The organism is Streptomyces sp. NBC_00490 (assembly GCF_036013645.1).
In the GTDB taxonomy this organism is placed as follows: domain Bacteria; phylum Actinomycetota; class Actinomycetes; order Streptomycetales; family Streptomycetaceae; genus Streptomyces; species Streptomyces canus_F.
The window spans coordinates 7,283,764-7,308,253 of record NZ_CP107869.1 but is presented as its reverse complement, the minus strand read 5'-3'; the positions used below and the strand labels follow the sequence as shown (position 1 = coordinate 7,308,253).

Annotated in this window: 12 protein-coding genes, 1 tRNA gene and 3 rRNA genes; 2 read left to right on the top strand and 14 right to left on the bottom strand. The window is 66.8% G+C overall.

The annotated features are described in order from the left end of the window. Positions 1 to 24 precede the first annotated feature (24 nt). A complete protein-coding gene (locus OG381_RS33480; RefSeq protein ID WP_327719725.1) occupies positions 25 to 786 on the top strand; it encodes an SDR family NAD(P)-dependent oxidoreductase in 762 nt (253 codons plus the stop codon). Here OG381_RS33480 and OG381_RS33475 read toward each other — a convergent pair. The 9 genes from OG381_RS33475 to OG381_RS33435 form a co-directional block, all read right to left on the bottom strand. After that, complete coding sequence (locus OG381_RS33475) at positions 734 to 1,003, bottom strand: hypothetical protein (protein ID WP_327719724.1); 270 nt, start codon at positions 1,001 to 1,003, stop codon at positions 734 to 736. The genes OG381_RS33480 and OG381_RS33475 overlap by 53 nt on opposite strands. Before the next feature lie 301 nt (positions 1,004 to 1,304). Beyond that, positions 1,305 to 1,685, bottom strand: coding sequence for a helix-turn-helix domain-containing protein (locus OG381_RS33470; protein ID WP_266821377.1), 381 nt, complete (start codon positions 1,683 to 1,685; stop codon positions 1,305 to 1,307). A gap of 109 nt (positions 1,686 to 1,794) precedes the next feature. Next, a complete protein-coding gene (locus tag OG381_RS33465; RefSeq protein ID WP_327719723.1) occupies positions 1,795 to 2,331 on the bottom strand; it encodes a CinA family protein in 537 nt (178 codons plus the stop codon). Next, entirely contained in the window at positions 2,328 to 3,047 is a 720-nt protein-coding gene (pgsA, locus tag OG381_RS33460; RefSeq protein WP_327719722.1) for a CDP-diacylglycerol--glycerol-3-phosphate 3-phosphatidyltransferase, read from the bottom strand. Before pgsA ends, OG381_RS33465 begins: the two co-directional genes overlap by 4 nt. After that, positions 3,044 to 4,540, bottom strand: coding sequence for a 30S ribosomal protein S12 methylthiotransferase RimO (gene rimO / locus OG381_RS33455; RefSeq protein WP_327719721.1), 1,497 nt, complete (start codon positions 4,538 to 4,540; stop codon positions 3,044 to 3,046). Before rimO ends, pgsA begins: the two co-directional genes overlap by 4 nt. 98 nt (positions 4,541 to 4,638) lie before the next feature. Further along, positions 4,639 to 5,478 (bottom strand): helix-turn-helix domain-containing protein, encoded by an 840-nt coding sequence (locus OG381_RS33450; protein ID WP_327719720.1) that lies wholly within the window; start codon positions 5,476 to 5,478, stop codon positions 4,639 to 4,641. A 270-nt stretch (positions 5,479 to 5,748) separates the two neighbouring features. Continuing rightward, positions 5,749 to 8,475 (bottom strand): DNA translocase FtsK, encoded by a 2,727-nt coding sequence (locus tag OG381_RS33445; protein ID WP_327719719.1) that lies wholly within the window; start codon positions 8,473 to 8,475, stop codon positions 5,749 to 5,751. 124 nt (positions 8,476 to 8,599) lie between these two features. After that, complete coding sequence (locus OG381_RS33440; RefSeq protein WP_266821383.1) at positions 8,600 to 9,286, bottom strand: response regulator; 687 nt, start codon at positions 9,284 to 9,286, stop codon at positions 8,600 to 8,602. Positions 9,287 to 9,617: 331 nt separating this feature from the next. After that, a complete protein-coding gene (locus OG381_RS33435; protein WP_327719718.1) occupies positions 9,618 to 15,080 on the bottom strand; it encodes a HAMP domain-containing protein in 5,463 nt (1,820 codons plus the stop codon). A gap of 376 nt (positions 15,081 to 15,456) precedes the next feature. Here OG381_RS33435 and OG381_RS33430 point away from each other — a divergent pair, with 376 nt between their 5' ends. Further along, entirely contained in the window at positions 15,457 to 18,207 is a 2,751-nt protein-coding gene (locus tag OG381_RS33430) for a SpoIIE family protein phosphatase (protein WP_327719717.1), read from the top strand. A 46-nt stretch (positions 18,208 to 18,253) separates the two neighbouring features. Here OG381_RS33430 and OG381_RS33425 read toward each other — a convergent pair. The 5 genes from OG381_RS33425 to OG381_RS33405 form a co-directional block, all read right to left on the bottom strand. Then, positions 18,254 to 18,329: transfer RNA gene (locus OG381_RS33425), tRNA-Thr, on the bottom strand. Positions 18,330 to 18,423: 94 nt separating this feature from the next. Then, complete coding sequence (locus tag OG381_RS33420) at positions 18,424 to 19,086, bottom strand: DegT/DnrJ/EryC1/StrS family aminotransferase (RefSeq protein WP_307037158.1); 663 nt, start codon at positions 19,084 to 19,086, stop codon at positions 18,424 to 18,426. A 114-nt stretch (positions 19,087 to 19,200) separates the two neighbouring features. Beyond that, a 5S ribosomal RNA gene (gene rrf / locus OG381_RS33415) occupies positions 19,201 to 19,317 on the bottom strand. A gap of 97 nt (positions 19,318 to 19,414) precedes the next feature. Next, a 23S ribosomal RNA gene (locus OG381_RS33410) occupies positions 19,415 to 22,538 on the bottom strand. A gap of 305 nt (positions 22,539 to 22,843) precedes the next feature. Then, a 16S ribosomal RNA gene (locus tag OG381_RS33405) occupies positions 22,844 to 24,369 on the bottom strand. The 16S, 23S and 5S rRNA genes sit together here, the layout of an rRNA operon. Positions 24,370 to 24,490: the final 121 nt, after the last annotated feature.

Genomic DNA, 24,490 nt, shown 5'->3' with positions numbered 1-24,490 from the left:
CAGATTCCCTCGTACCGTCCCCACATGACCGTCAGCGCGTACGACCTGACCGGACGCACCGCATTCGTCACCGGCGCCGCCGGCGGTATCGGCCGCGCCTCCGCGGTCCTGCTCGCCGAAGCCGGCGCCACCGTGCACTGCGCGGACCGGGACGCGCAGGGCCTGCACGAGACGGCGACCCTGATCAAGAGCGCGGGCGGTACCGCTCACACCCACCACCTCGACGTCACGGACCGCGACCGGCTCCACCAGGCCGTCACCTCCTGCGGGCGCCTGGACGTGATGGCGGCGATCGCCGGCATCATGCACAGCAGCCCGGTCCTGGAGACCCGGGACGAGGACCTCGACCGGGTCCTGAACATCAACTTCAAGGGAGTCCTGTACGCCTGCCAGGAGGCGGCCCGTCTGATGCTGGAGCACCGGACCAGGGGCAGCATCATCACGATGGCCTCCGGCGCCGTCGACACCGGCGGTCCCGGCCTGCTCTGCTACGGCGCCGCCAAGGCGGCCGTCGTCCAGCTGACGAAGACCCTGGCGACCGAGGTCGGCCGCCACGGCATCCGCGTCAACGCCGTCGCCCCGGGCTGGATCCGCACCCCCATGACCGACCGCCACGGCGAAAACCAGGAACGGACCGAGGCGCTGATGGCCCGGATGTCCCCGCTGGGCCGGGTCGGCGAGCCGGAGGACATCGCCCACGCCGTGCTGTATCTGGCCTCCGACGCCTCGTCCTTCACGACGGGCCAGATCCTGCGTCCGAACGGCGGAGTGGCGATGCCGTGGTGACCCCCCAGGCCGCCCGCCACCGCCCCACGGCAAGCGCCCCGACCGCCCGCGCCCTGGGCACACAGTGCACCGGCAGCAGACTCAGCCCCCACCCTCCGGCGGCGACCGCACCTTCCAGCACCCCAGCGCCGGGAGCGAAGGCCAACCGCAGCACGGCCCACCACCACACCACCCCGGCCCCCAGGGCCACCCCCCACCGCACTATCGGCCGCGCCATCAACCCACCTCCAGCCGGAGCAGGACGAACGGGGTGAGCGAGACAAGCAGGCCGACCAACCCGAACAACCCGAAGCTAGGTCACCTCCGTCACCCGCCGCGCGGGCGCACCGGCAGCGCAGAGAGGCATCGTCCGCACAACCGGCACCGGTGACCGCGAACCACGTCACTCCACGATGCACGAAAGCCCCGGTCCACGCCTCTCCGGATGATCCGGAGAAACCTGGCCGGGGCCTCCCGCACTTCTCAGCGCGCCCTCAGCTCGTCTTCGAGCGCGTCTCAAGCGCAAACGCCGGCGACGCTCAAGCGGCGACGACGTCCACCGCTTCGGCGGGCGCCTTGATGGTGACCCGTTCCGGTGGCACACCGGCCACCGAGACGGAGCCCAGCATCGGACGTACCGACGTGGGCACGGGCTGGCTGGGGGTGGCCGCAGCGGACTGGGCCAGCTCGGCGAGGGCGAGCTCGTCGCTCACTTCTCGCATCAGTTCGGACATCCGTACGTCCAACGCGTCGCAGATGGCGGAGAGCAGCTCGGAAGATGCCTCCTTCTGCCCCCGCTCCACCTCGGAGAGATAGCCGAGTGAGACTCGGGCGGACGAGGAGACTTCGCGCAGAGTACGGCCCTGGCGCTGGCGCTGCCGACGCAGCACGTCACCCAGCAGGCGACGGAGCAGAATCATCGGTGGCTCCCTCCTCGGACCGCGTAGCCGCATCCTTCACGCCCCACCGTACCGCCTTGCGCCGCGGCCGTGCGGGGAGCGATGTCGTGTTCACTCAGGGCTGCAAACATCAAAACCCCCCGTTCCGTTCCGTATCCTGTGCCCGCTCATTCCCGGTCTGTTCGCCCGCAAGCTCCTGAAGGAGCAGTGCGAGTACGCTCCGTACACTCTCCATACGAATTTCCGCCCGGTCGCCGTTCAACCGCAGCGACGCCACTTTCCCGCCACCGGAGAGTTCCGAGGTGGGTCCGTCGACCGCCACATAGACCGTCCCGACGGGCTTTCCGTCCTGTTCGTCCGGACCTGCGACACCCGTGGTCGCGATGCCCCAGGCGGCCCCGAGCGCCTTGCGCACTCCGGCCGCCATCTGGGCCGCGACCTGGGGATCCACCGCTCCACGCTCAGCCAGCAGAGTGGCGTCGACGCCGAGCAGTTCGTGCTTCAGCTCGGTGGCGTAGGCAGTCACCGAACCCCGGAACGCCCTGGACGCACCGGGGGCCGCTGTGATTTCCGCCGCAACCAACCCACCTGTGAGCGACTCGGCAACAGCGAGCGTCTCCGCCCTCACTGTGAGTAGTCTTACCACTTCGGTGGCCGGGGAATTCACGCTTCCGTCTCCTCCAACGCCGCCTGGCGCTCGGCGATTCCCTGCCGGCGCAGCACAATGGCCTGTCTCACATAGTCGAGGCCGGTCGCCACGGTCAGCGCGACCGCCACAGCCATCACCCAGAACCGCGCGGTGGCCAGCCACCCCGTCAGCGCCAGGATGTACATACCCACCGCGATGCCCTGGGCGAGCGTCTTCAGCTTGCCGCCGCGGCTCGCCGGGATGACGCCGTACCGGATGACCACAAAACGCAGCAGCGTGATCCCGAGTTCCCGACCGAGGATGACCCCGGTCACCCACCACGGCAGATCGCCGAGCGTGGACAGACAGATGAGCGCCGCCCCCATGATCGCCTTGTCGGCGATGGGGTCGGCGATCTTCCCGAAGTCGGTGACGAGGTTGTAGGTGCGCGCCAGATGACCGTCGAAGAGGTCGGTGATCATCGCGACGGCGAAAGCCGCCCAGGCGAACGACCGCCAGGCCGGGTCGTACCCGCCGTCGGCGAGCATCAGCGCGACGAAGCCCGGCACCAGCAGCAGCCGCAGCATGGTCAGGAGGTTGGCGATGTTCCAGAGACTGGCCTGGTCGACGGCGGCCGCCGCGATCTTCCCGCTCCGCGCGGGCTTGGCACCGGTCTCGGTGCCGGACGCACCCGCCGTGCCGGTCGCACCCGCCGGGGAGGGGCCACCCGCAGCGGATGCCGGTGCTCCGGTCATCTGCCCGCCTCCTCACTACACGCGAGCGAGCCGGCCAGCGGCTCGGCCACCAGGTCGACACCCTCGGTGCCGATCACCTTCGCCTCGACCATACGACCGACACTCAGACCTTCGCCGCTCGTGAGCAGCACCTGGCCGTCCGTCTCGGGGGCCTGGTGCTCGCCGCGTCCGTGGACGCCCTCGTCGTCCATGGACTCCACCAGCACCCGCACGGTCTCGCCCACGCGCTCCTCGGCCCGCTGCGAGACGAGTTCCTCGGCCAGCCGGGAGACCCGCGCGAGGCGCTCGGCGACGACGTCCTCGTCGAGCTTGTTGTCGTACGTCGCCGCTTCCGTGCCCTCCTCGTCGGAGTAGCCGAAGACGCCGATGGCGTCCAGCCGCGCGCCGTTCAGGAACCGCTCCAGCTCCGCCAGGTCGGCCTCGGTCTCGCCCGGGAAGCCCACGATGAAGTTGGAGCGCACACCGGCCTGCGGGGCCTTGCCGCGGATCGTGTCGAGCAGCTCCAGGAAGCGGTCGGTGTCACCGAAGCGGCGCATCGCGCGCAGCACGTCGGGGGCGGAGTGCTGGAAGGAGAGGTCGAAGTAGGGCATGACCTTGGGCGTGGAGGTGAGCACGTCGATGAGCCCGGGCCGCATCTCGGCAGGCTGGAGGTAGCTGACGCGCACCCGCTCCAGGCCGTCGACCTCGGCGAGCTCGGGCAGCAGGGACTCCAGCAGCCGGATGTCGCCCAGGTCCTTGCCGTACGAGGTGTTGTTCTCGGAGACCAGCATGATCTCCTTGACGCCCTGCTCGGCCAGCCACCGCGTCTCGTTCAGCACGTCGGAGGGGCGGCGGGAGATGAAGGAGCCGCGGAAGGACGGGATGGCGCAGAAGGTGCAGCGCCGGTCGCAGCCGGAGGCGAGCTTCACCGAGGCGACCGGGGAGCCGTCCAGTCGACGGCGCAGGGGCGCCCGGGGGCCGGAGGCCGGAGCGAGCCCTTCCGGAAGGTCCGCGGGCGCGGGCGCGGCGACCTCGACGGCCGCCCCGTGCCCCGGCAGCGCGACCGCCGCCGCCGATTCCTGCCGCTGCGAAGGGCTGATCGGCAGCAGCTTGCGCCGGTCGCGCGGGGTGTGGGCGGCGTGGATGCCGCCGCTCAGGATGGTCTGCAGGCGGTCCGAGATGTCGGCGTAGTCGTCGAAGCCGAGCACGCCGTCCGCCTCCGGGAGGGCCTCGGCGAGGTCCTTCCCGTACCGCTCGGCCATGCAGCCCACCGCCACGACGGCCTGGGTTCTGCCGTGCCCCTTGAGATCGTTGGCCTCCAGGAGGGCGTCGACGGAGTCCTTCTTGGCGGCGTCGACGAAGCCACAGGTGTTGACGACGGCGACGTCCGCGTCCTCGGCGTCCTCGACGAGCTCCCAGCCGTCCGCCTCCAAGCGGCCTGCGAGCTCCTCCGAGTCCACCTCGTTACGGGCGCAGCCAAGAGTGACGAGTGCGACGGTACGGCGTTCAGGCATGGGCTCAAGACTACTTCGTTCCACCGACAGCCCACGTCGAAGGGGTTGGCGATCTTGGCGCCAACCCCTTCCATGCCTGCCGGAACGCTCACCCGGGCCTAACCGACCGTCGGGTCGCCCTTCGTGTACGTGAGCCGCTCCACGGCTCCCGGCTGCCAGTCGTCGTCGATCTTCTTGCCGTTCACGTACAGCTGGATCGCCCCGGCGTCACCGAGGACGAGGTTGATCTTCTCGTTGTCCTGGAAGGTCTTGCTCTCGCCCTTCTCGAGCACCCCGTCGAACAGCAGCCGGCCGCTGTGGTCCTTGGCGGAGATCCAGCTCCTGCCGTCGGGCGCGCCGACCTGGACGGTCACCTTGTCCTGGGGCGCGGCCGCGATGGCGCTGTCGGACGGGTCCGGCTTCGGCGACTCGGGCTTCTCGCTCTTGGGCGTGGGCGAGGAGGACTTGCCGGCGGAGGGCTCGACACCCTCGGCGACCTGCGCCTTCCCGCCCTCGTCGTCACCCTTGAACGCGGTGAACCCGACGAAGCCGACCACGGCGACGATCGCCGCGACCATGGCGGCGGTCCAGTTGGGTCCACGCCGCTCGGGACGGATGCGTTCCGCCTCGAACAGCGGGGCGGCCGGGGTCGGCGCCGGACGCCCGCCGCCATGGTCGGCGGCGAACTGGTCCAGCAAGGGGGCCGGGTCGAGATGGACGGCCTTGGCCAGGGTCCGGATGTGCCCACGGGCGTAGACGTCCCCGCCACAGGGGGCGAAGTCGTCCGCCTCGATGGCATGCACGATGGCGATGCGGACCCGGGTGGCGCTGCTGACGTCGTCGACGGTCAGCCCGGCCGCGATACGTGCCTGCTGGAGGGCACGGCCGATGGAGATACGGGCTTCCTCGCGGTCGTCTTCGAACGGACGCTCGTCTTCAGGGGAGTTGCCGATGGACACGGGGGCGCCTTTCGAGCGTTTAAGCCACCTGTGCTGAGGATTCAGTCTAGGGGGGGTGCGAAAGGGTGGGGCAACCGGGCGGTGGGACTTTGTACGCCATCGGTATGGCCGGACACACCGATGGTGGGACAGCAGCTTTTCGCTTCCCTCAACTTGACGTACGTCGAAGGGAAACGGTTGCTCAATGATCCCTTACGGGTGAGTCACGATCGAACACCCATCGGCGGCTCATCCGTGGGCCCGGCGACCACTGCGCCCCGTTTCCTGCCTTTAAGCCTCCCCGCGGATCACCGCGAGCACTCCGTCCAGCTCGTCAGCCTTCACAAGAACGTCACGAGCCTTGGATCCCTCGCTCGGTCCGACGATGCCCCGGGACTCCATCAGGTCCATCAGACGCCCCGCCTTGGCGAAGCCGACGCGCAGCTTGCGCTGGAGCATGGAGGTCGACCCGAACTGCGTGGAGACCACCAGCTCGGCCGCCTGGCACAGCAGGTCCAGGTCGTCGCCGATCTCCTCGTCGATCTCCTTCTTCTGCTTGGTGCCCACCACGACGTCGTCCCGGAAGACGGGCGCCATCTGGTCCTTGCAGTGCTGGACGACCGCCGCGACCTCGTCCTCGGTCACGAAGGCGCCCTGCATACGGGTGGGCTTGTTCTGCCCCATGGGCAGGTACAGCCCGTCACCCTTGCCGATCAGCTTCTCGGCGCCGGGCTGGTCGAGGATGACCCGGGAGTCGGCGAGCGAGGAGGTGGCGAAGGCGAGCCGGGAGGGCACGTTCGCCTTGATCAGACCGGTGACGACGTCGACCGAGGGCCGCTGCGTGGCGAGCACCAGGTGGATACCGGCCGCGCGCGCGAGCTGCGTGATGCGCACGATCGAGTCCTCGACGTCCCTCGGCGCGACCATCATCAGGTCGGCGAGCTCGTCGACGATCACCAGCAGATACGGGTACGCCTTCAGCTCCCGCTCGCTGCCTTCCGGCGTCTTGAGCTTGCCTTCGCGGATGGCCTCGTTGAAGTCGTCGATGTGCCGGTACCCGAACGCCGCCAGGTCGTCGTAGCGCAGATCCATTTCGCGTACGACCCACTGGAGCGCCTCGGCGGCCCGCTTGGGGTTGGTGATGATCGGCGTGATCAGGTGCGGAATGCCCTCGTAGGCCGTCAGCTCGACGCGCTTGGGGTCGACGAGGACCATCCGCACGTCCTCGGGGGTCGCGCGGACCATGATGGAAGTGATCAAGCAGTTAATGCACGACGACTTACCGGAACCCGTCGCTCCGGCAACGAGCACATGCGGCATCTTCGCGAGGTTGGCCATCACATAGCCGCCCTCGACGTCCTTGCCGAGCGCGACCAGCATCGGATGCTCGTCCTCGGCCGCCGCGGCCAGCCGCAGCACGTCACCGAGGTTGACCATCTCGCGGTCGGTGTTGGGGATCTCGATGCCGACCGCCGACTTGCCCGGGATCGGGCTGATGATCCGGACGTCCGGGCTGGCGACGGCGTACGCGATGTTCTTCGCCAGCGCGGTGATCCGCTCGACCTTCACGGCGGGGCCGAGCTCGACCTCGTACCGCGTGACCGTCGGCCCGCGCGTGAAACCGGTGACGGCCGCGTCGACCTTGAACTCCATGAAGACGTTCGTCAGCGAGGCGACGACGGCGTCGTTGGCCGCACTGCGCGCCTTGCCGGGGCCCCCGCGCGTGAGGAGGTCGAGCGAGGGCAGCGAGTACGTGATGTCACCGGACAGCTGGAGCTGCTCGGCGCGCGGCGGCAGTTCGCCCTGGGCCTCGGGCGCGGGCTTGGTGAGGTCCGCGACCTCGACCTTCAGCTTCTCCTGGACCTTCAGCTTCCCCTGCCGCGGGCGCGCGGCCGGGGCCGGCACGGAGGTCGGCACCGGCGTCGGCGTCGTGTCCTCGCGGTCCCCGACGCTCACCCCCTGGGTGAGGTCGGCGACGATCGGCGACGGCGGCATGCCGTGCAGGACGGCACCGTCGAGCGCGGCGGCGGCCGCCGCGGCGACGTCCACGGCGTCCATCGGACGGTCCATGTCGGGCTGCGGCACCGCGGAGCGCCGGGGACGGCCGCGACGCCGCGAGAGGGCCTCCTGCTCGGCGCCGTCGGGGTCGTACGCCTCGGGGGCCGGCCCGCGCCTGCGGGTACGCGCGGGCAGCGCCTCGCGCCACTGGTCGTCGTAGCGCTCGTCGTCCTCGCCGAACTCGTCCTCGGCCGGATCGTGCATGACACCGAGCCGCACACCGAGCTCCCGCAGTCGCCGCGGGATGGCGTTGACCGGGGTGGCCGTCACGACCAGCAGCCCGAAGACCGTGAGCAGCACGAGCAGGGGTACGGCGAGGACCTCGCCCATGGTGTAGGTCAGCGGGGTCGCCGCGCTCCAGCCGATGAGACCGCCCGCGTCCCTTATGGCCTGCATGCCGTCGCTGCGGGCAGGTGCGCCGCACGCGATGTGGACCTGCCCGAGCACACCGATGACGAGCGCGGACAGGCCGATCACGATGCGGCCGTTGGCCTCGGGCTGCTCGGGGTGCCGGATGAACCGCGCCGCGATGACCGCGAGCAGTATCGGCACCAGCAGGTCGAGGCGGCCGAAGGCGCCGGTGACGATGATCTCGACCAGGTCGCCGACGGGACCGCGCAGATTCGACCAGGTACCGGCCGCGACGATCAGCGCGAGGCCGAGCAGCAGCAGCGCGACACCGTCCTTGCGGTGCGCCGGGTCGAGGTTCTTCGCGCCATTCCCTATGCCGCGGAACACAGCGCCCACCGCGTGCGCGAGGCCCAGCCAGACGGCGCGCACGAGCCGGTAGATGCCGCCGGTCGGACTGGGCGCCGGCCTCGGGGCCGGCGCGGTCTTCTTCGCGACGGCTTTCTTGGCGGGCGCCTTCTTCGCCGGGGCCTTCTTCGCAGCGGCCTTCTTCGCCGGAGCCGCCGCCTTCTTCGCGGGCTGCTTCTTGGCAGCGGAGGGACGTGAGGCCATAGGTGTGAGGTTACCGGGGGAGACGACTGGGGACACGTGTGCCCGGTGCTTCACCCGTTCGTGTCGCCCTTGCGGGGACGCGGAACTGACACGCGCTCACCCGCAACTGAGCTACGGGTGGGGGTCAGTTCTGCGAGGGCACCGACTGGGTGCTGCCCGTTCCCGGCTCCAGGGCGTCCAGTGCCCGCCGCAGGCCGGTGAGTTTGCGTTCGAGATGCGCCGCGGTGGCCACGGCCGCCGCGTCCGCCGACTCGTCGTCCAGCTGCTTGGACAGGGCCTCGGCCTGCTCCTCGACCGCGGCGAGCCGCGCCGAGAGCTCGGCCAGCAGTCCCGCCGGCTCCTTCGCCTCACCGGCCGGAGCCTTGCCGGCGGCACCGCCCTCCAACTGGAGCCGCAGCAGCGCCGCCTGCTCCCTCAGCTGGCAGTTCTTCATGTACAGCTCGACGAACACGGAGACCTTCGCGCGCAGCACCCACGGGTCGAAGGGCTTGGAGATGTAGTCGACCGCGCCCGCCGCGTACCCGCGGAAGGTGTGATGCGGGCCGTGGTTGATCGCGGTGAGGAAGATGATCGGGATGTCCCGGGTGCGCTCGCGCCGCTTGATGTGCGCCGCCGTCTCGAAGCCGTCCATGCCCGGCATCTGCACGTCCAGCAGAATCACCGCGAAGTCGTCGGTGAGCAGCGCCTTGAGCGCTTCCTCCCCGGACGATGCCCGCACCAGCGTCTGATCGAGCGCGGAGAGAATGGCCTCCAGCGCCAGCAGATTCTCCGGCCGGTCATCGACCAGGAGGATCTTGGCCTTCTGCACCATGGCCCGCCCTCCTCGCCCCGGCTTGGGGCCTCCCCTGTCCTCAGGACTCGTGGTGACACCGGCAGGTGCCGCCCCGTGGGACGGCTCCCTTGCGCCGTCCGTCCTCGTGCCGGTCATGGTAGCCGCACCCCGCCCGTCGCCACACCCTGTCACCGCGATGTCACTGTGCACGTAGCAGAAACGCAGCGGGAGACCAGAAGGTTCCCCGAATCCCGTACTTCTACACGGCTTCGAGCACACTGAGTCAGCAACTCCGCGTGAACACGGAAGGTCCTCGCAGCATCCACGCGAGGCCCGACCGATCCCGTCACGCCTCCTGCATCCGCCGCGATCACGCGCCCCGCATCCACTGCTCCATCACCGACAGCAGATGATCGGGATCGACCGGCTTGGTGACATAGTCGGAGGCGCCCGACTCGATCGCCTTCTCCCGGTCGCCCTTCATCGCCTTCGCCGTCAGCGCGATGATCGGCAGGCCCGCGAACTGCGGCATCCTACGGATCGCCGTCGTCGTCGCATACCCGTCCATCTCGGGCATCATGATGTCCATCAGGACGACCGTGACGTCGTCGTGCTGCTCCAGGACCTCGATGCCCTCGCGGCCGTTCTCGGCGTACAGCACCGACAGTCCGTGCTGTTCCAGGACGCTGGTGAGCGCGAAGACGTTGCGGATGTCGTCGTCGACGATCAGCACCTTCTCACCGCCGAACCGGATGCCCCGCCGCACCTCCGGCGCCGGGCTCTGCGCCGTCGTCGCCCACTGGTCCAGCTGGGGCCGCTGTTCGACCTCCGGCAGGGTCCTGCGGCGGCGCCTGAAGAGCGCCGCGGCGCCGTTCTGGGTCTCCTGGTACGACTTCACCTCGGCCGGCGTCCCGATCTCGACCTCGGCGCGGCCGTTCTCGGAAGCGCTCAGGTCACCGACGTCCAGGACCGCCGCGGACTGCTGGTAGCCCTGCGGAGGCAGTTCGCTCGGGTGCAGCGGCAAATACAGCGTGAACGTCGAGCCGCGTCCCGGCTCGCTCTGCGCGTGGATCTCACCACCGAGCAGCTGGGCGATCTCCCGCGAGATGGAGAGCCCGAGCCCCGTACCGCCGTACTTCCGGCTCGTCGTGCCGTCGGCCTGCTTGAACGCCTCGAAGATCACCCGCATCTTGCTCGCGGCGATCCCGATCCCGGTGTCGGTCACGGAGAACGCGATGAGATCGGCGTCCGGATCCCGCAGCGAACCGGTCTCCAGCAACTGCTCACGGATCTGCATCGGCACATCCGCGCCGGCGGGCCGGATGACCAGCTCCACCGCCCCGGAGTCGGTGAACTTCACGGCGTTGGACAGCAGATTGCGCAGCACCTGCAGCAGCCGCTGCTCGTCGGTGTGCAGCGTGGCGGGCAGCTCCGGCGAGACCCGTACGGACAGGTCGAGGCCCTTCTCCGCGGTCAGCGGGCGGAAGGTGGCCTCCACGTAGTCCACGAGCTGGACGAGCGCGATGCGCGTCGGCGAGACGTCCATCTTGCCCGCCTCGACCTTCGACAGGTCGAGGATGTCGTTGATCAGCTGGAGCAGGTCGGAGCCTGCGCCGTGGATCGTCTCGGCGAACTCGACCTGCTTCGGCGAGAGGTTCGCGTCGGCGTTGTCGGCGAGCAACTTGGCAAGGATCAGCAGCGAGTTGAGTGGCGTGCGCAGCTCGTGCGACATGTTGGCGAGGAACTCGCTCTTGTACCGCATCGACACCGCGAGTTGCTCGGCGCGCTCCTCCAGGACCTGCCGCGCCTCCTCGATCTCGGTGTTCTTCACCTCGATGTCACGGTTCTGCTGGGCCAGCAGCTCGGCCTTCTCCTCCAGTTCCGCGTTGGACGACTGGAGGGCCTTCTGCCGGTTCTCCAACTCCGCCGACCGCTCGCGGAGTTGCTCGGTCAGCTCCTGCGACTGCCGCAGCAGCACCTCGGTCTTGGTGTTGACGGAGATGGTGTTGACGCTGGTCGCGATCATCTCCGCGATCTGGTTGAGGAAGTCCTTCTGGATCTGCGTGAACGGCGTGAAGGACGCCAGCTCGATGACGCCGAGCACCTGGCCCTCGAAGAGCACCGGCAACACGATCACCTGCGCGGGCGGCGCCTCCCCGAGCCCCGAGGAGATCTTCAGATAGCCGCTCGGCGCGTTCTCCACCAGGATCGTGCGCCGCTCCTGCGCGGCCGTCCCGATGAGTGCCTCGCCCGGCCTGAAGGACGTCGGCATCGATCCCATGGAGTAGCCGTACGACCCGAGCATGCGCAGTTCGTACGACTCCTCCTGGTCGGCGCTCGCGTCCTTGCCGTCGACGAGCGGCATCGCCAGGAAGAACGCGCCGTGCTGCGCGGACACCACCGGCGTCAGCTCGCTCATGATCAGCGAGGCCACGTCCGCGAGGTCGCGGCGGCCCTGCATCAGCGCGGAGATACGGGCCAGGTTGCCCTTGAGCCAGTCCTGCTCCTTGTTGGCGATCGTGGTGTCGCGCAGGTTGGCGATCATCTTGTTGATGTAGTCCTGGAGTTCCTGGATCTCCCCGGACGCGTCCACGTCGATCTTCAGGTTCAGGTCGCCGCGGGTCACCGCGGTCGCCACGCGCGCGATGGCACGCACCTGCCGGGTCAGGTTCCCGGCCATCTCGTTCACGGACTCGGTCAGGTCGCGCCAGGTGCCGTCGACGTCACGCACGCGTGCCTGGCCGCCGAGCTGTCCCTCGGTGCCCACCTCACGGGCGACCCGGGTGACCTCCTCGGCGAAGGAGGACAGCTGGTCGACCATGGTGTTGATGGTGGTCTTCAGCTCGAGGATCTCGCCCCGGGCGTCGATGTCGATCTTCTTCGTCAGGTCGCCCTTGGCGATGGCGGTCGTGACCATGGCGATGTTCCGCACCTGACCGGTCAGGTTGGACGCCATCTGGTTCACCGACTCGGTGAGGTCCTTCCACGTACCGGCCACACCCGGCACCCGCGCCTGCCCGCCGAGGATCCCGTCCGTGCCCACCTCACGGGCCACCTTGGTGACCTGGTCGGCGAACGAACTCAGCGTCTTCACCATGGTGTTGAAGGTGTCGGCGAGCTGCGCGACCTCGCCGCGCGCCTCGATGGTCACCGTCCGCGTCAGGTCGCCGTTGGCGACGGCCGACGCGACCTGGGAGATGTTCCGCACCTGCACGGTCAGGTTGTTGGCCATCAGGTTGACGTTGTCGGTGAGGTCCTTCCAGATGCCCGTGACCCCCGACGCGTGCGCCTGCCCGCCCAGGATGCCCTCGGTACCGACCTCGCGGGCGACCCGGGTCACCTGCTCGGCGAAGGACGACAGCTGGTCCACCATCGTGTTGACGGTGCTGACGAGTTCGAGGATCTCGCCCTTCGCGTCGACGGTGATCTTCTTCGACAGATCGCCCTTGGCGACGGCGGTCGTGACCTCGGCGATGTTCCGCACCTGAATCGTCAGGTTGTTCGCCATGAAGTTCACCGACTGCGTGAGGTCCTTCCAGGTGCCGGAGACCCCCTGCACCTCGGCCTGACCGCCGAGGATGCCCTCGGTGCCCACCTCGCGGGCCACACGCGTGACCTCTTCGGCGAACGACGACAGCTGGTCGACCATCGTGTTCAGGGTGTTCTTCAGCTCGAGGATCTCGCCGCGCGCGTCCACGGTGATCTTCTGGGACAGGTCACCCCGGGCCACCGCGGTGGCGACCTGGGCGATGTTGCGCACCTGTCCGGTCAGGTTGGACGCCATGCCGTTCACGGAGTCGGTCAGGTCGCGCCACACACCGGCGACGCCGGGCACCTGCGCCTGCCCGCCCAGCCGTCCTTCGGTGCCCACCTCACGGGCGACCCGGGTCACCTGGTCGGCGAAGGCGGAGAGCTGGTCGACCATCGTGTTGATGGTGTTCTTCAGCTCGAGGATCTCGCCGCGCGCGTCCACGTCGATCTTCTGGGACAGGTCGCCCCGCGCCACCGCCGTCGTCACCTGGGCGATCTGTCGCACCTGCGAGGTGAGGTTGCCGCCCATGAAGTTGACGGAGTCCGTGAGCTCCTTCCACGTCCCCGAGACCCCCGGCACCACGGCCTGACCCCCGAGGCGGCCCTCGGTGCCCACGTCCCGGGCCATCCGCGTCACCTGGTCGGCGAAGGCGGAGAGCTGGTCCACCATCGTGTTCACGGTGTTCTTCAGCTGGAGCATCTCGCCGGAGACGTCCACGGTGACCTTCTGCGACAGGTCGCCGTTGGCCACGGCCGTCGTCACCTGGGCGATGTTCCTCACCTGTCCGGTGAGGTTCCGGAACGCCGTGTTGACGGAGTCCGTGAGGTCCTTCCACGTACCCGCCGCACCCGGCACCTGCGCCTGACCGCCCAGCTCACCCTCGACACCGACCTCGCGCGCCACGCGCGTGACCTCGGCACCGAACGCCGACAGCTGGTCCACCATCCCGTTGACGGTGTTCTTCAGCTCCAGCATCTCGCCGGCCACGTCGACGGTGACCTTCTGCGAGAGGTCGCCGTTGGCCACGGCCGTCGTCACGGCGGCGATGTCCCGCACCTGTGTGGTGAGGTTCCTGAAGACCGTGTTCACCGAATCGGTGAGGTCCTTCCACGTCCCCGCCGCACCCGGCACGTTCGCCTGCCCGCCGAGCTGGCCCTCGGCACCGACCTCGTTGGCCACGCGGGTGACCTCGTCCGCGAAGATCCGCAGCGTCTCGGTCATCTGGTTGATCGTGTCGGCGAGCTGCGCGACCTCACCGCGTGCCGAGACGGTGACCTTCTGCGACAGGTCACCGTTGGCGACCGCGGTCGTCACCTGGGCGATCCCGCGCACCTGGGCCGTCAGATTGCCGGCCATCAGGTTCACCGAATCGGTGAGGTCCTTCCACACACCCGCCACACCGGGCACCTGCGCCTGACCGCCCAGCTCACCCTCGACGCCCACCTCGCGCGCGACGCGGGTCACCTCGGAGGAGAAGGACGACAGCTGGTCCACCATCGTGTTGACGGTGTTCTTCAGCTCCAGCATCTCGCCGGCCACGTGAACCGTGACCTTCCGGGACAGGTCGCCCTTCGCGACGGCCGTGGTGACGAGCGCGATGTCCCGCACCTGTGCCGTCAGCCGGTACGCCATCGTGTTGACGGAATCCGTCAGGTCCTTCCAGGAACCGGACATACCGCGCACCTTGGCCTGTCCGCCCAGCTTGCCCTCGGTGCCCACCTCACTGGCCACGCGCGTGACCTCGTCGGTGAACGTCGACAGCTGGTCGACCAGATTGTTGACGGTCCGCCCGACCTTCAGGAACTCACCCCGCAGCGGGTGCCCCGACCCGTCCGCCGCCTGCGTCCGCAGCTCCATCCGCGGCGAAAGATCACCCTCCGCGACGGCGGAGAGCACCCTGCCGACTTCCGACACAGGCCGTACGAGATCGTCGACCAGGGCATTGGAAGCGTCGATGGCCGTCAGCCACGACCCCTCACAGGCGCCGATCTCCAGCCGCTCCGTGAGCTTTCCCTCACGGCCCACCATCCGCCGCACCCGCGACAGCTCACCCGTCAGATGCAGATTCCGGTCGGCCACCTCGTTGTACACAGCGGCGATCTCGGACAACACGCCGTCGCCGGACACCGTGAGCCGCTTCCGGAAGTTCCCGTCACGCATCGACACGAGAGCCGCCAGCAGTCTGTTCAGGGCGGCCGTGTCCACCGCGGTGGTCCCACCGCGTGGTTTGCGCTGGTTGTTCAGGGACTGTCCGCCTTTCGCGCGCGTCTTAGTGCCCCGCGTCGCTGCGCCAGACTCCACTGTGTCCCTCCCGCAGGGGTCGACCGTTACTGCTGCTCCGGTACTACTGTTCGACGTACCGGTTAATGCTGCGCGTTTTCGCCGGGCAGACCAGGCCGCGCCCCGGGCTGCTGCCCACACTGCGCGGACCACACTCAGCCTGCCCGGACCTTCACAAGAAGCTTGCCCAGTGTTTCACCCTGGCTGAACCAGGCCATAACAGTTCGGCAGCTTCGCACACGGTCCGCACACCCTCCGGACGGAAACACTGGTGACCGGCATCCGCATGGACGGGGAAGGTAAGTAACCTTGCATGCGGCTGTCCAGCCGCGCCGGTCCGTCCGGCCTTGGGCGGTGGCACGAGAACGAGCGGGCATCGGAGGGGCGGCCGCACAACATGACCACCGGACTGATCCCTGGGGGACATCCCCCGGACCGCCGGCCGACGGACAGCCTGCCGCACCAGCGGCACGAGCCGCCCGTCAGCGCAGCCCTGCACGTCGACAACCGGTCGAGGAGTTCTGTGATCACCGCGCGCGCGGCCGCCAGCTTCGAGCCCGTCGGGCGCTCGGTCGCGAGTGCCCGCTCCTTCGTCCGCGACACACTCCAGGGCTGGGGCTTCGCGGACATCGTCGACGACGCGGTCGTCCTCACCAGCGAACTGGTGACCAACGCCGTCGTGCACGCGGGCACCACGGCGGACGTCCTGTGTCTGCGCAGCGACGACGGCGTACGCATCGAGGTCGCCGACCGCTACCCCGAGCGCGAGGTCCCCCTCCAGGGCTCCCTCGCCACCATGGGCAGCCCCGACCGCGAGGGCGGCCGCGGCCTCCAGCTGTGCGCGGCCCTGGCCGGCCGCTGGGGCGTCGAGTACACGCCCACACACAAGCAGGTCTGGTTCCAGATCGCCCTCCCGGAACGCCAGGTGGGCACCCGCGCCGCCGGCCCCTCGCTCCCCGCGAACCTCCTCCCCCTCGCCGACGGCCGCGTCCGCGTCGCCGTCGTCCAGATCGACCGTACGGCGGCCATCTCGGCCTGGAACGAGGACGCCGAGGAACTCTTCGGCTACCCGGCCGAGCAGGTCACCGGCAAACCCCTGACCGATCTCGCGGCCTGGCCCCACACCCCGGGCACCAGTACGGGCATCGCGGAGGCCCTCCAACTCTCCCGCTGGGAAGGCAGTTACGGCATAAGGGGCGCCAACGGCCGCGTCACCCCCGTGTACGCCTCCCACCTCCGCGTCCGCGACACGGAAGGCGAGCCCTCCACGGTCTGCCTCCTGGTCCGCGACCACGAACGCGCGGTCCTCCAGACCCCGTTGCGCATCCCGGCCTCCGACACCTCACCCTCCTCCGACGGCCAGAGCACCGACCCCTTCGAGGTGTTCATCGGCTCCCCGGCCCCGGACGACCTGGACGGCCTCCTCCAGCGCACGGTGGAACGCGCCCGCGACATGCTCGACGCCGACTCCGCCTTCCTCCTCCTGGCCACCGACGACGAAACGGAGCTGGAGGTCCGCGCCTCCACCGGCCTGCCCTCCGCCCGCCAGCGGTTCGCCCGCGTCCCCGTCGAGGCGGGCCCCGGCCGGTACGGCTCGGCCCGCATGCCGGCCGTCCACGAGGACCTCACGGCGGTCCCGGGCGCCGTCCCGCTCCTGAACGGCACCGGCATGCGCTCGGTCGTCACGGTCCCCCTGAAGGTCGAGGGCCGCCTCACAGGCTCCCTCGGCGTCGCGGCCGAAGGCCCCGGCAGATACTCGAACGAAGAAGCCCTGCGCCTCCAATTCGCCGCGGACCGCATCGCGTTGGCCGTCGAGTCGGCCCGCCTCGGCGAACTGGAACGCCTGCGCCGCGGATCGCTCAGCTTCCTCGTCGAGGCCTCCGACCTCCTGGCCGGCACCCTGGACCGCGACCAGACGCTGGCCCTGATGGCCCAGATGACCGTCCCGACGCTTGCGACCTGGTGCGCGGTCTACACGATCGCCGACCAGGCCTCGGAGCCGTATCTGTCGTACGTCCTGCACGAGGACGAGGAACTCATCGACGGCATCAAGTCGTTGCTCTCGAAGATCTCCCCGCCCGACCCGGTACCCACCCCGGGCGCCCGCGTCTGGTCGGCCCCCGCCGAGGCGGCCCACCAGGCGGCCCTGCGCACCTCCATGCGCAGTCTGGGCCTGGGCGAACCCATCGGCCGCCTCAGCTCGGGCATCGGCCCGACCCTCGCCACCGCATCGGCCGTGGGCGGCGAGACGGTCGTCCTCCCCCTGGTGGCCCGCAACCGCGTCATCGGCATGCTGACCCTCGGCAAGCCGACCGACGAGCACTTCCGCCAGGAAATCCTGGAACTGGCCGAGGACTTGAGCCGAAGGGCAGCGCTGGCGCTGGACAACGCCCGCCTGTACTCCGAGCGCACGGCCATCAGCCAGTCCCTCCAGCGCAGCCTCCTGCCGCCCGAGCTCCCCCAGATCGACGGCGTCGAGGTCGAGGTCATCTACCGTGCGGCCGGCGAGGGCAACGAGGTCGGCGGCGACTTCTACGACGTCTTCCCCATCAGCGACGGCGCCTACGGCTTCGCCATCGGCGACGTCTGCGGTACGGGCCCGAACGCGGCGGCGGTGACGGGCCTGGCCCGCCACGCCTTGCGGCTGCTGGCCAGGGAGGGCCTCAGCGGCCCGGCGGTCCTGGAGCGCCTCAACTCCGCGATCCTCGACGAGGGAGCCCGCAGCCGCTTCCTGACGCTCCTCTACGGCGAGATGCGCCCCCAGGAGGACGGCAGCGCCGAACTGAAGGTGGTCTGCGCCGGCCATCCCCTCCCGCTCCGCCTCCGCCAGGACGGCACGGTCGAACCGGCCGCCGAGCCGCAGCCGCTCCTGGGGGTCATCGAGGATCTCGAGCTGTACGAGCAGACGGTCACCCTGGACCCGGGCGACGTCCTGCTGTGCGTCACCGACGGCGTCACCGAACGCCGCGAGGGCACCCGCATGTTGGGCGACGACGGCCTCACCGACGTCCTCACGACCTGCACGGGCCTGACCGCCGGCGCGGTCGCCGCCCGCATCATGCGCGCCGTGGAACGCTTCGCGTCGGATGCCCCGTCCGACGACATGGCGATCCTGGCCATGCGGGTCCCGGGCCTCCAGAAGGACTGAGAACGGTACGAAAAAGGCCCCGCCCAATTGGGCGGGGCCTTTCAGTTGGAGCCCCCTAACGGAATCGAACCGTTGACCTTCTCCTTACCATGGAGACGCTCTGCCGACTGAGCTAAGGGGGCCTGTCGCCTTCGAGGTTTCCCTCGCGGCAACGGGATAGATCATACCCCGAACAGACGGGTGTTCCCAACCACGCCCACGAGGTACGAAAGCCGATCAGAAGGCTGCCTGAAGCAGCCCTCCGAGCGCATTGCACGCGCCCACGACCCGCTGCATGTCCCGCTTGGTCAGCGACGCGTCCACCGGCAGCGCCAACGTCTCGTCCGCCGCCAACTCCGTCTCCCGCAGCGACACACAGCGCCGGAACTCGGGCAACCGGTGCACGGGCGTCTTCACCGGCACCCGGCACTCAACGCCCTTGCCGCGCAAGGCACGGGCGAAGGCATCGCGATCGGGCCGCCCGTTCCCGGGCACCCGCACGACGTACTGCTGATAGGTGTGCCCATCACCACCGTCGGGCTTGCCCACACCCTTCAACTTCCCATCGAGGTAAGCCGCCCGCTCCCTGCGCTGAGCGACCTCGTCGTACGGCGCCTCGGACTCACCCTGCTCCAGCACGAGCAGCCCGTGACGCTGTCCCAGAGCGTGCAGCGCCGCGATGCCGGCCCGCCGCCCGAATCGATGTACGACCACCACGGCCGCGGTCCGCGCGGTCACGGCCGCCTCGACCGCGGACGCATCCAGGCAGTAGCTCACCGGATCTATGTCGGCGAACACCGGAAGCGCACCGGCCAGAACAACAGCCTCGGCGACCTCGACGTTCCCGAAGGCCGGCACCACGACCTCGTCACCGACTCCGACGCCGGCGGCCCTGAGCATTGCAGCAGTACCCATGCTTCGGATGGTGGTCGTGGAACGTGAACGTCAAGTGACGCAGAACAAAAAAGGGTTGGACCCCGAACCGAAGTTCAGGATCCAACCCTTTGAAGAATTGTTCGGCGGTGTCCTACTCTCCCACAGGGTCCCCCCTGCAGTACCATCGGCGCTGTAAGGCTTAGCTTCCGGGTTCGGAATGTAACCGGGCGTTTCCCTCACGCTATGACCACCGAAACACTATGAAACTGTCGAACAATGCCGCACCACACCCGAAATTTTGGGTATGGGGCTGTTCGTGGTTTCAGAACCAACACAGTGGACGCGAGCAACTGAGGACAAGCCCTCGGCCTATTAGTACCGGTCACCTCCGCACGTTACCGTGCTTCCAGATCCGGCCTATCAACCCAGTCGTCTACTGGGAGCCTTAACCCCTCAAAGGGGGTGGGAATACTCATCTCGAAGCAGGCTTCCCGCTTAGATGCTTTCAGCGGTTATCCCTCCCGAACGTAGCCAACCAGCCATGCCCTTGGCAGAACAACTGGCACACCAGAGGTTCGTCCGTCCCGGTCCTCTCGTACTAGGGACAGCCCTTCTCAATATTCCTGCGCGCGCAGCGGATAGGGACCGAACTGTCTCACGACGTTCTAAACCCAGCTCGCGTACCGCTTTAATGGGCGAACAGCCCAACCCTTGGGACCGACTCCAGCCCCAGGATGCGACGAGCCGACATCGAGGTGCCAAACCATCCCGTCGATATGGACTCTTGGGGAAGATCAGCCTGTTATCCCCGGGGTACCTTTTATCCGTTGAGCGACGGCGCTTCCACAAGCCACCGCCGGATCACTAGTCCCGACTTTCGTCCCTGCTCGACCCGTCGGTCTCACAGTCAAGCTCCCTTGTGCACTTACACTCAACACCTGATTGCCAACCAGGCTGAGGGAACCTTTGGGCGCCTCCGTTACTCTTTAGGAGGCAACCGCCCCAGTTAAACTACCCATCAGACACTGTCCCTGATCCGGATCACGGACCCAGGTTAGACATCCAGCACGACCAGACTGGTATTTCAACGACGACTCCCCCTGAACTGGCGTCCAGAGTTCACAGTCTCCCAGCTATCCTACACAAGCCGAACCGAACACCAATATCAAACTGTAGTAAAGGTCCCGGGGTCTTTCCGTCCTGCTGCGCGAAACGAGCATCTTTACTCGTAGTGCAATTTCACCGGGCCTATGGTTGAGACAGTCGAGAAGTCGTTACGCCATTCGTGCAGGTCGGAACTTACCCGACAAGGAATTTCGCTACCTTAGGATGGTTATAGTTACCACCGCCGTTTACTGGCGCTTAAGTTCTCAGCTTCGCCACACCGAAATGTGACTAACCGGTCCCCTTAACGTTCCAGCACCGGGCAGGCGTCAGTCCGTATACATCGCCTTACGGCTTCGCACGGACCTGTGTTTTTAGTAAACAGTCGCTTCTCGCTGGTCTCTGCGGCCACCCCCAGCTCACCGAGTAAATCGGATCACCAGTGATGGCCCCCCTTCTCCCGAAGTTACGGGGGCATTTTGCCGAGTTCCTTAACCATAGTTCACCCGAACGCCTCGGTATTCTCTACCTGACCACCTGAGTCGGTTTAGGGTACGGGCCGCCATGAAACTCGCTAGAGGCTTTTCTCGACAGCATAGGATCATCCACTTCACCACAATCGGCTCGGCATCAGGTCTCAGCCTTGATGAGCGGCGGATTTACCTACCACTCGGCCTACACCCTTACCCCGGGACAACCACCGCCCGGGATGGACTACCTTCCTGCGTCACCCCATCACTCACCTACTACCACCGTGGTTCGGCGGCTCCACCACTTTCCATTCCCCGAAGGGTCCGGAACGGCTTCACGGCCTTAGCATTAATGGGTTCGATGTTTGACGCTTCACAGCGGGTACCGGAATATCAACCGGTTATCCATCGACTACGCCTGTCGGCCTCGCCTTAGGTCCCGACTTACCCTGGGCAGATCAGCTTGACCCAGGAACCCTTAGTCAATCGGCGCACACGTTTCTCACGTGTGTATCGCTACTCATGCCTGCATTCTCACTCGTGAACCGTCCACCACTAGCTTCCGCTGCGGCTTCACCCGGCACACGACGCTCCCCTACCCATCCATACGGGCGTTGGCCCTATTGTATGAATGACACGACTTCGGCGGTACGCTTGAGCCCCGCTACATTGTCGGCGCGGAATCACTAGACCAGTGAGCTATTACGCACTCTTTCAAGGGTGGCTGCTTCTAAGCCAACCTCCTGGTTGTCTGTGCGACTCCACATCCTTTCCCACTTAGCGTACGCTTAGGGGCCTTAGTCGATGCTCTGGGCTGTTTCCCTCTCGACCATGGAGCTTATCCCCCACAGTCTCACTGCCGTGCTCTCACTTACCGGCATTCGGAGTTTGGCTAAGGTCAGTAACCCGGTAGGGCCCATCGCCTATCCAGTGCTCTACCTCCGGCAAGAAACACACGACGCTGCACCTAAATGCATTTCGGGGAGAACCAGCTATCACGGAGTTTGATTGGCCTTTCACCCCTAACCACAGGTCATCCCCCAGGTTTTCAACCCTGGTGGGTTCGGTCCTCCACGAAGTCTTACCTCCGCTTCAACCTGCCCATGGCTAGATCACTCCGCTTCGGGTCTTGAGCGCGCTACTATGTCGCCCTATTCGGACTCGCTTTCGCTACGGCTTCCCCACACGGGTTAACCTCGCAACACACCGCAAACTCGCAGGCTCATTCTTCAAAAGGCACGCAGTCACGACTGTATGTGCAAGCACATACAGCGACGCTCCCACGGCTTGTAGGCACACGGTTTCAGGTACTATTTCACTCCGCTCCCGCGGTACTTTTCACCATTCCCTCACGGTACTATCCGCTATCGGTCACCAGGGAATATTTAGGCTTAGCGGGTGGTCCCGCCAGATTCACACGGGATTTCTCGGGCCCCGTGCTACTTGGGTGTCTCTCAAACGAGCCGTACAGATTTCAGCTACGGGGGTCTTACCCTCTACGCCGGACCTTTCGCATGTCCTTCGCCTATCCATACGGTTTCTGACTCGTCTCACAGCCGGCAGACTGTGAAAGAGAGATCCCACAACCCCCACGACGCAACCCCTGCCGGGTCTCACACGTCGTAGGTTTGGCCTCATCCGGTTTCGCTCGCCACTACTCCCGGAATCACGGTTGTTTTCTCTTCCTGCGGGTACTGAGATGTTTCACTTCCCCGCGTTCCCTCCACATACCCTATGTGTTCAGGTATGGGTGACAGCCCATGACGACTGCCGGGTTTCCCCATTCGGAAACCCCCGGATCAAAGCCTGGTTGACGGCTCCCCGGGGACTATCGTGGCCTCCCACGTCCTTCATCGGTTCCTGGTGCCAAGGCATCCACCGTGCGCCCTTAAAAACTTGGCCACAGATGCTCGCGTCCACTGTGCAGTTCTCAAACAACGACCAGCCACCCATCACCCCGGAGCTTCACTCCGAGTTCACTGGGGCCGGCGTCGAGGGGGTTCATTCCCTCAGACACCCAACAGCGTGCCCGACACCCTAGCCACTCGTGATCAGCTTTCCACGCTCCGAAGAGCAGTACTTGCAGCCCGAGATGACTGAGAGTGCCGAATAATCAACGTTCCACCCTTGAGCAACCACCGCAGAACATTTGCCTGCGTAATGGCCCTGGACCACCAAGCAAGCTTGGCGGCCTAGATGCTCCTTAGAAAGGAGGTGATCCAGCCGCACCTTCCGGTACGGCTACCTTGTTACGACTTCGTCCCAATCGCCAGTCCCACCTTCGACAGCTCCCTCCCACAAGGGGTTGGGCCACCGGCTTCGGGTGTTACCGACTTTCGTGACGTGACGGGCGGTGTGTACAAGGCCCGGGAACGTATTCACCGCAGCAATGCTGATCTGCGATTACTAGCAACTCCGACTTCATGGGGTCGAGTTGCAGACCCCAATCCGAACTGAGACAGGCTTTTTGAGATTCGCTCCACCTCACGGTATCGCAGCTCATTGTACCTGCCATTGTAGCACGTGTGCAGCCCAAGACATAAGGGGCATGATGACTTGACGTCGTCCCCACCTTCCTCCGAGTTGACCCCGGCGGTCTCCTGTGAGTCCCCATCACCCCGAAGGGCATGCTGGCAACACAGGACAAGGGTTGCGCTCGTTGCGGGACTTAACCCAACATCTCACGACACGAGCTGACGACAGCCATGCACCACCTGTACACCGACCACAAGGGGGGCACCATCTCTGATGCTTTCCGGCGTATGTCAAGCCTTGGTAAGGTTCTTCGCGTTGCGTCGAATTAAGCCACATGCTCCGCTGCTTGTGCGGGCCCCCGTCAATTCCTTTGAGTTTTAGCCTTGCGGCCGTACTCCCCAGGCGGGGAACTTAATGCGTTAGCTGCGGCACCGACGACGTGGAATGTCGCCAACACCTAGTTCCCACCGTTTACGGCGTGGACTACCAGGGTATCTAATCCTGTTCGCTCCCCACGCTTTCGCTCCTCAGCGTCAGTAATGGCCCAGAGATCCGCCTTCGCCACCGGTGTTCCTCCTGATATCTGCGCATTTCACCGCTACACCAGGAATTCCGATCTCCCCTACCACACTCTAGCTAGCCCGTATCGAATGCAGACCCGGGGTTAAGCCCCGGGCTTTCACACCCGACGTGACAAGCCGCCTACGAGCTCTTTACGCCCAATAATTCCGGACAACGCTTGCGCCCTACGTATTACCGCGGCTGCTGGCACGTAGTTAGCCGGCGCTTCTTCTGCAGGTACCGTCACTTTCGCTTCTTCCCTGCTGAAAGAGGTTTACAACCCGAAGGCCGTCATCCCTCACGCGGCGTCGCTGCATCAGGCTTTCGCCCATTGTGCAATATTCCCCACTGCTGCCTCCCGTAGGAGTCTGGGCCGTGTCTCAGTCCCAGTGTGGCCGGTCGCCCTCTCAGGCCGGCTACCCGTCGTCGCCTTGGTGAGCCATTACCTCACCAACAAGCTGATAGGCCGCGGGCTCATCCTTCACCGCCGGAGCTTTCAACCACCACAGATGCCTGCGGTAGTGGTATCCGGTATTAGACCCCGTTTCCAGGGCTTGTCCCAGAGTGAAGGGCAGATTGCCCACGTGTTACTCACCCGTTCGCCACTAATCCCCACCGAAGTGGTTCATCGTTCGACTTGCATGTGTTAAGCACGCCGCCAGCGTTCGTCCTGAGCCAGGATCAAACTCTCCGTGAATGTTTACCCGTAATCGGGTGCACACATCACGAGAGCGGAACCACCGGCGGAATAAGCCGATGGTTCACAGCGTCCTCGCTGTGTTTTTCTTCAAAGGAACCTCATCTACGACCATGACGGC

Excerpts from the sequence above, each read along its gene's own strand:
- OG381_RS33480 (WP_327719725.1), top strand. The coding sequence starts at position 25 with ATGACCGTCAGCGCGTACGACCTGACCGGACGCACCGCATTCGTCACC.
- OG381_RS33475 (WP_327719724.1), bottom strand. The coding sequence starts at position 1,003 with ATGGCGCGGCCGATAGTGCGGTGGGGGGTGGCCCTGGGGGCCGGGGTG.
- OG381_RS33470 (WP_266821377.1), bottom strand. The coding sequence starts at position 1,685 with ATGATTCTGCTCCGTCGCCTGCTGGGTGACGTGCTGCGTCGGCAGCGC.
- pgsA (WP_327719722.1), bottom strand. The coding sequence starts at position 3,047 with ATGACCGGAGCACCGGCATCCGCTGCGGGTGGCCCCTCCCCGGCGGGT.
- rimO (WP_327719721.1), bottom strand. The coding sequence starts at position 4,540 with ATGCCTGAACGCCGTACCGTCGCACTCGTCACTCTTGGCTGCGCCCGT.
- OG381_RS33445 (WP_327719719.1), bottom strand. The coding sequence starts at position 8,475 with ATGGCCTCACGTCCCTCCGCTGCCAAGAAGCAGCCCGCGAAGAAGGCG.
- OG381_RS33440 (WP_266821383.1), bottom strand. The coding sequence starts at position 9,286 with ATGGTGCAGAAGGCCAAGATCCTCCTGGTCGATGACCGGCCGGAGAAT.
- OG381_RS33430 (WP_327719717.1), top strand. The coding sequence starts at position 15,457 with ATGACCACCGGACTGATCCCTGGGGGACATCCCCCGGACCGCCGGCCG.
- OG381_RS33420 (WP_307037158.1), bottom strand. The coding sequence starts at position 19,086 with ATGCTCAGGGCCGCCGGCGTCGGAGTCGGTGACGAGGTCGTGGTGCCG.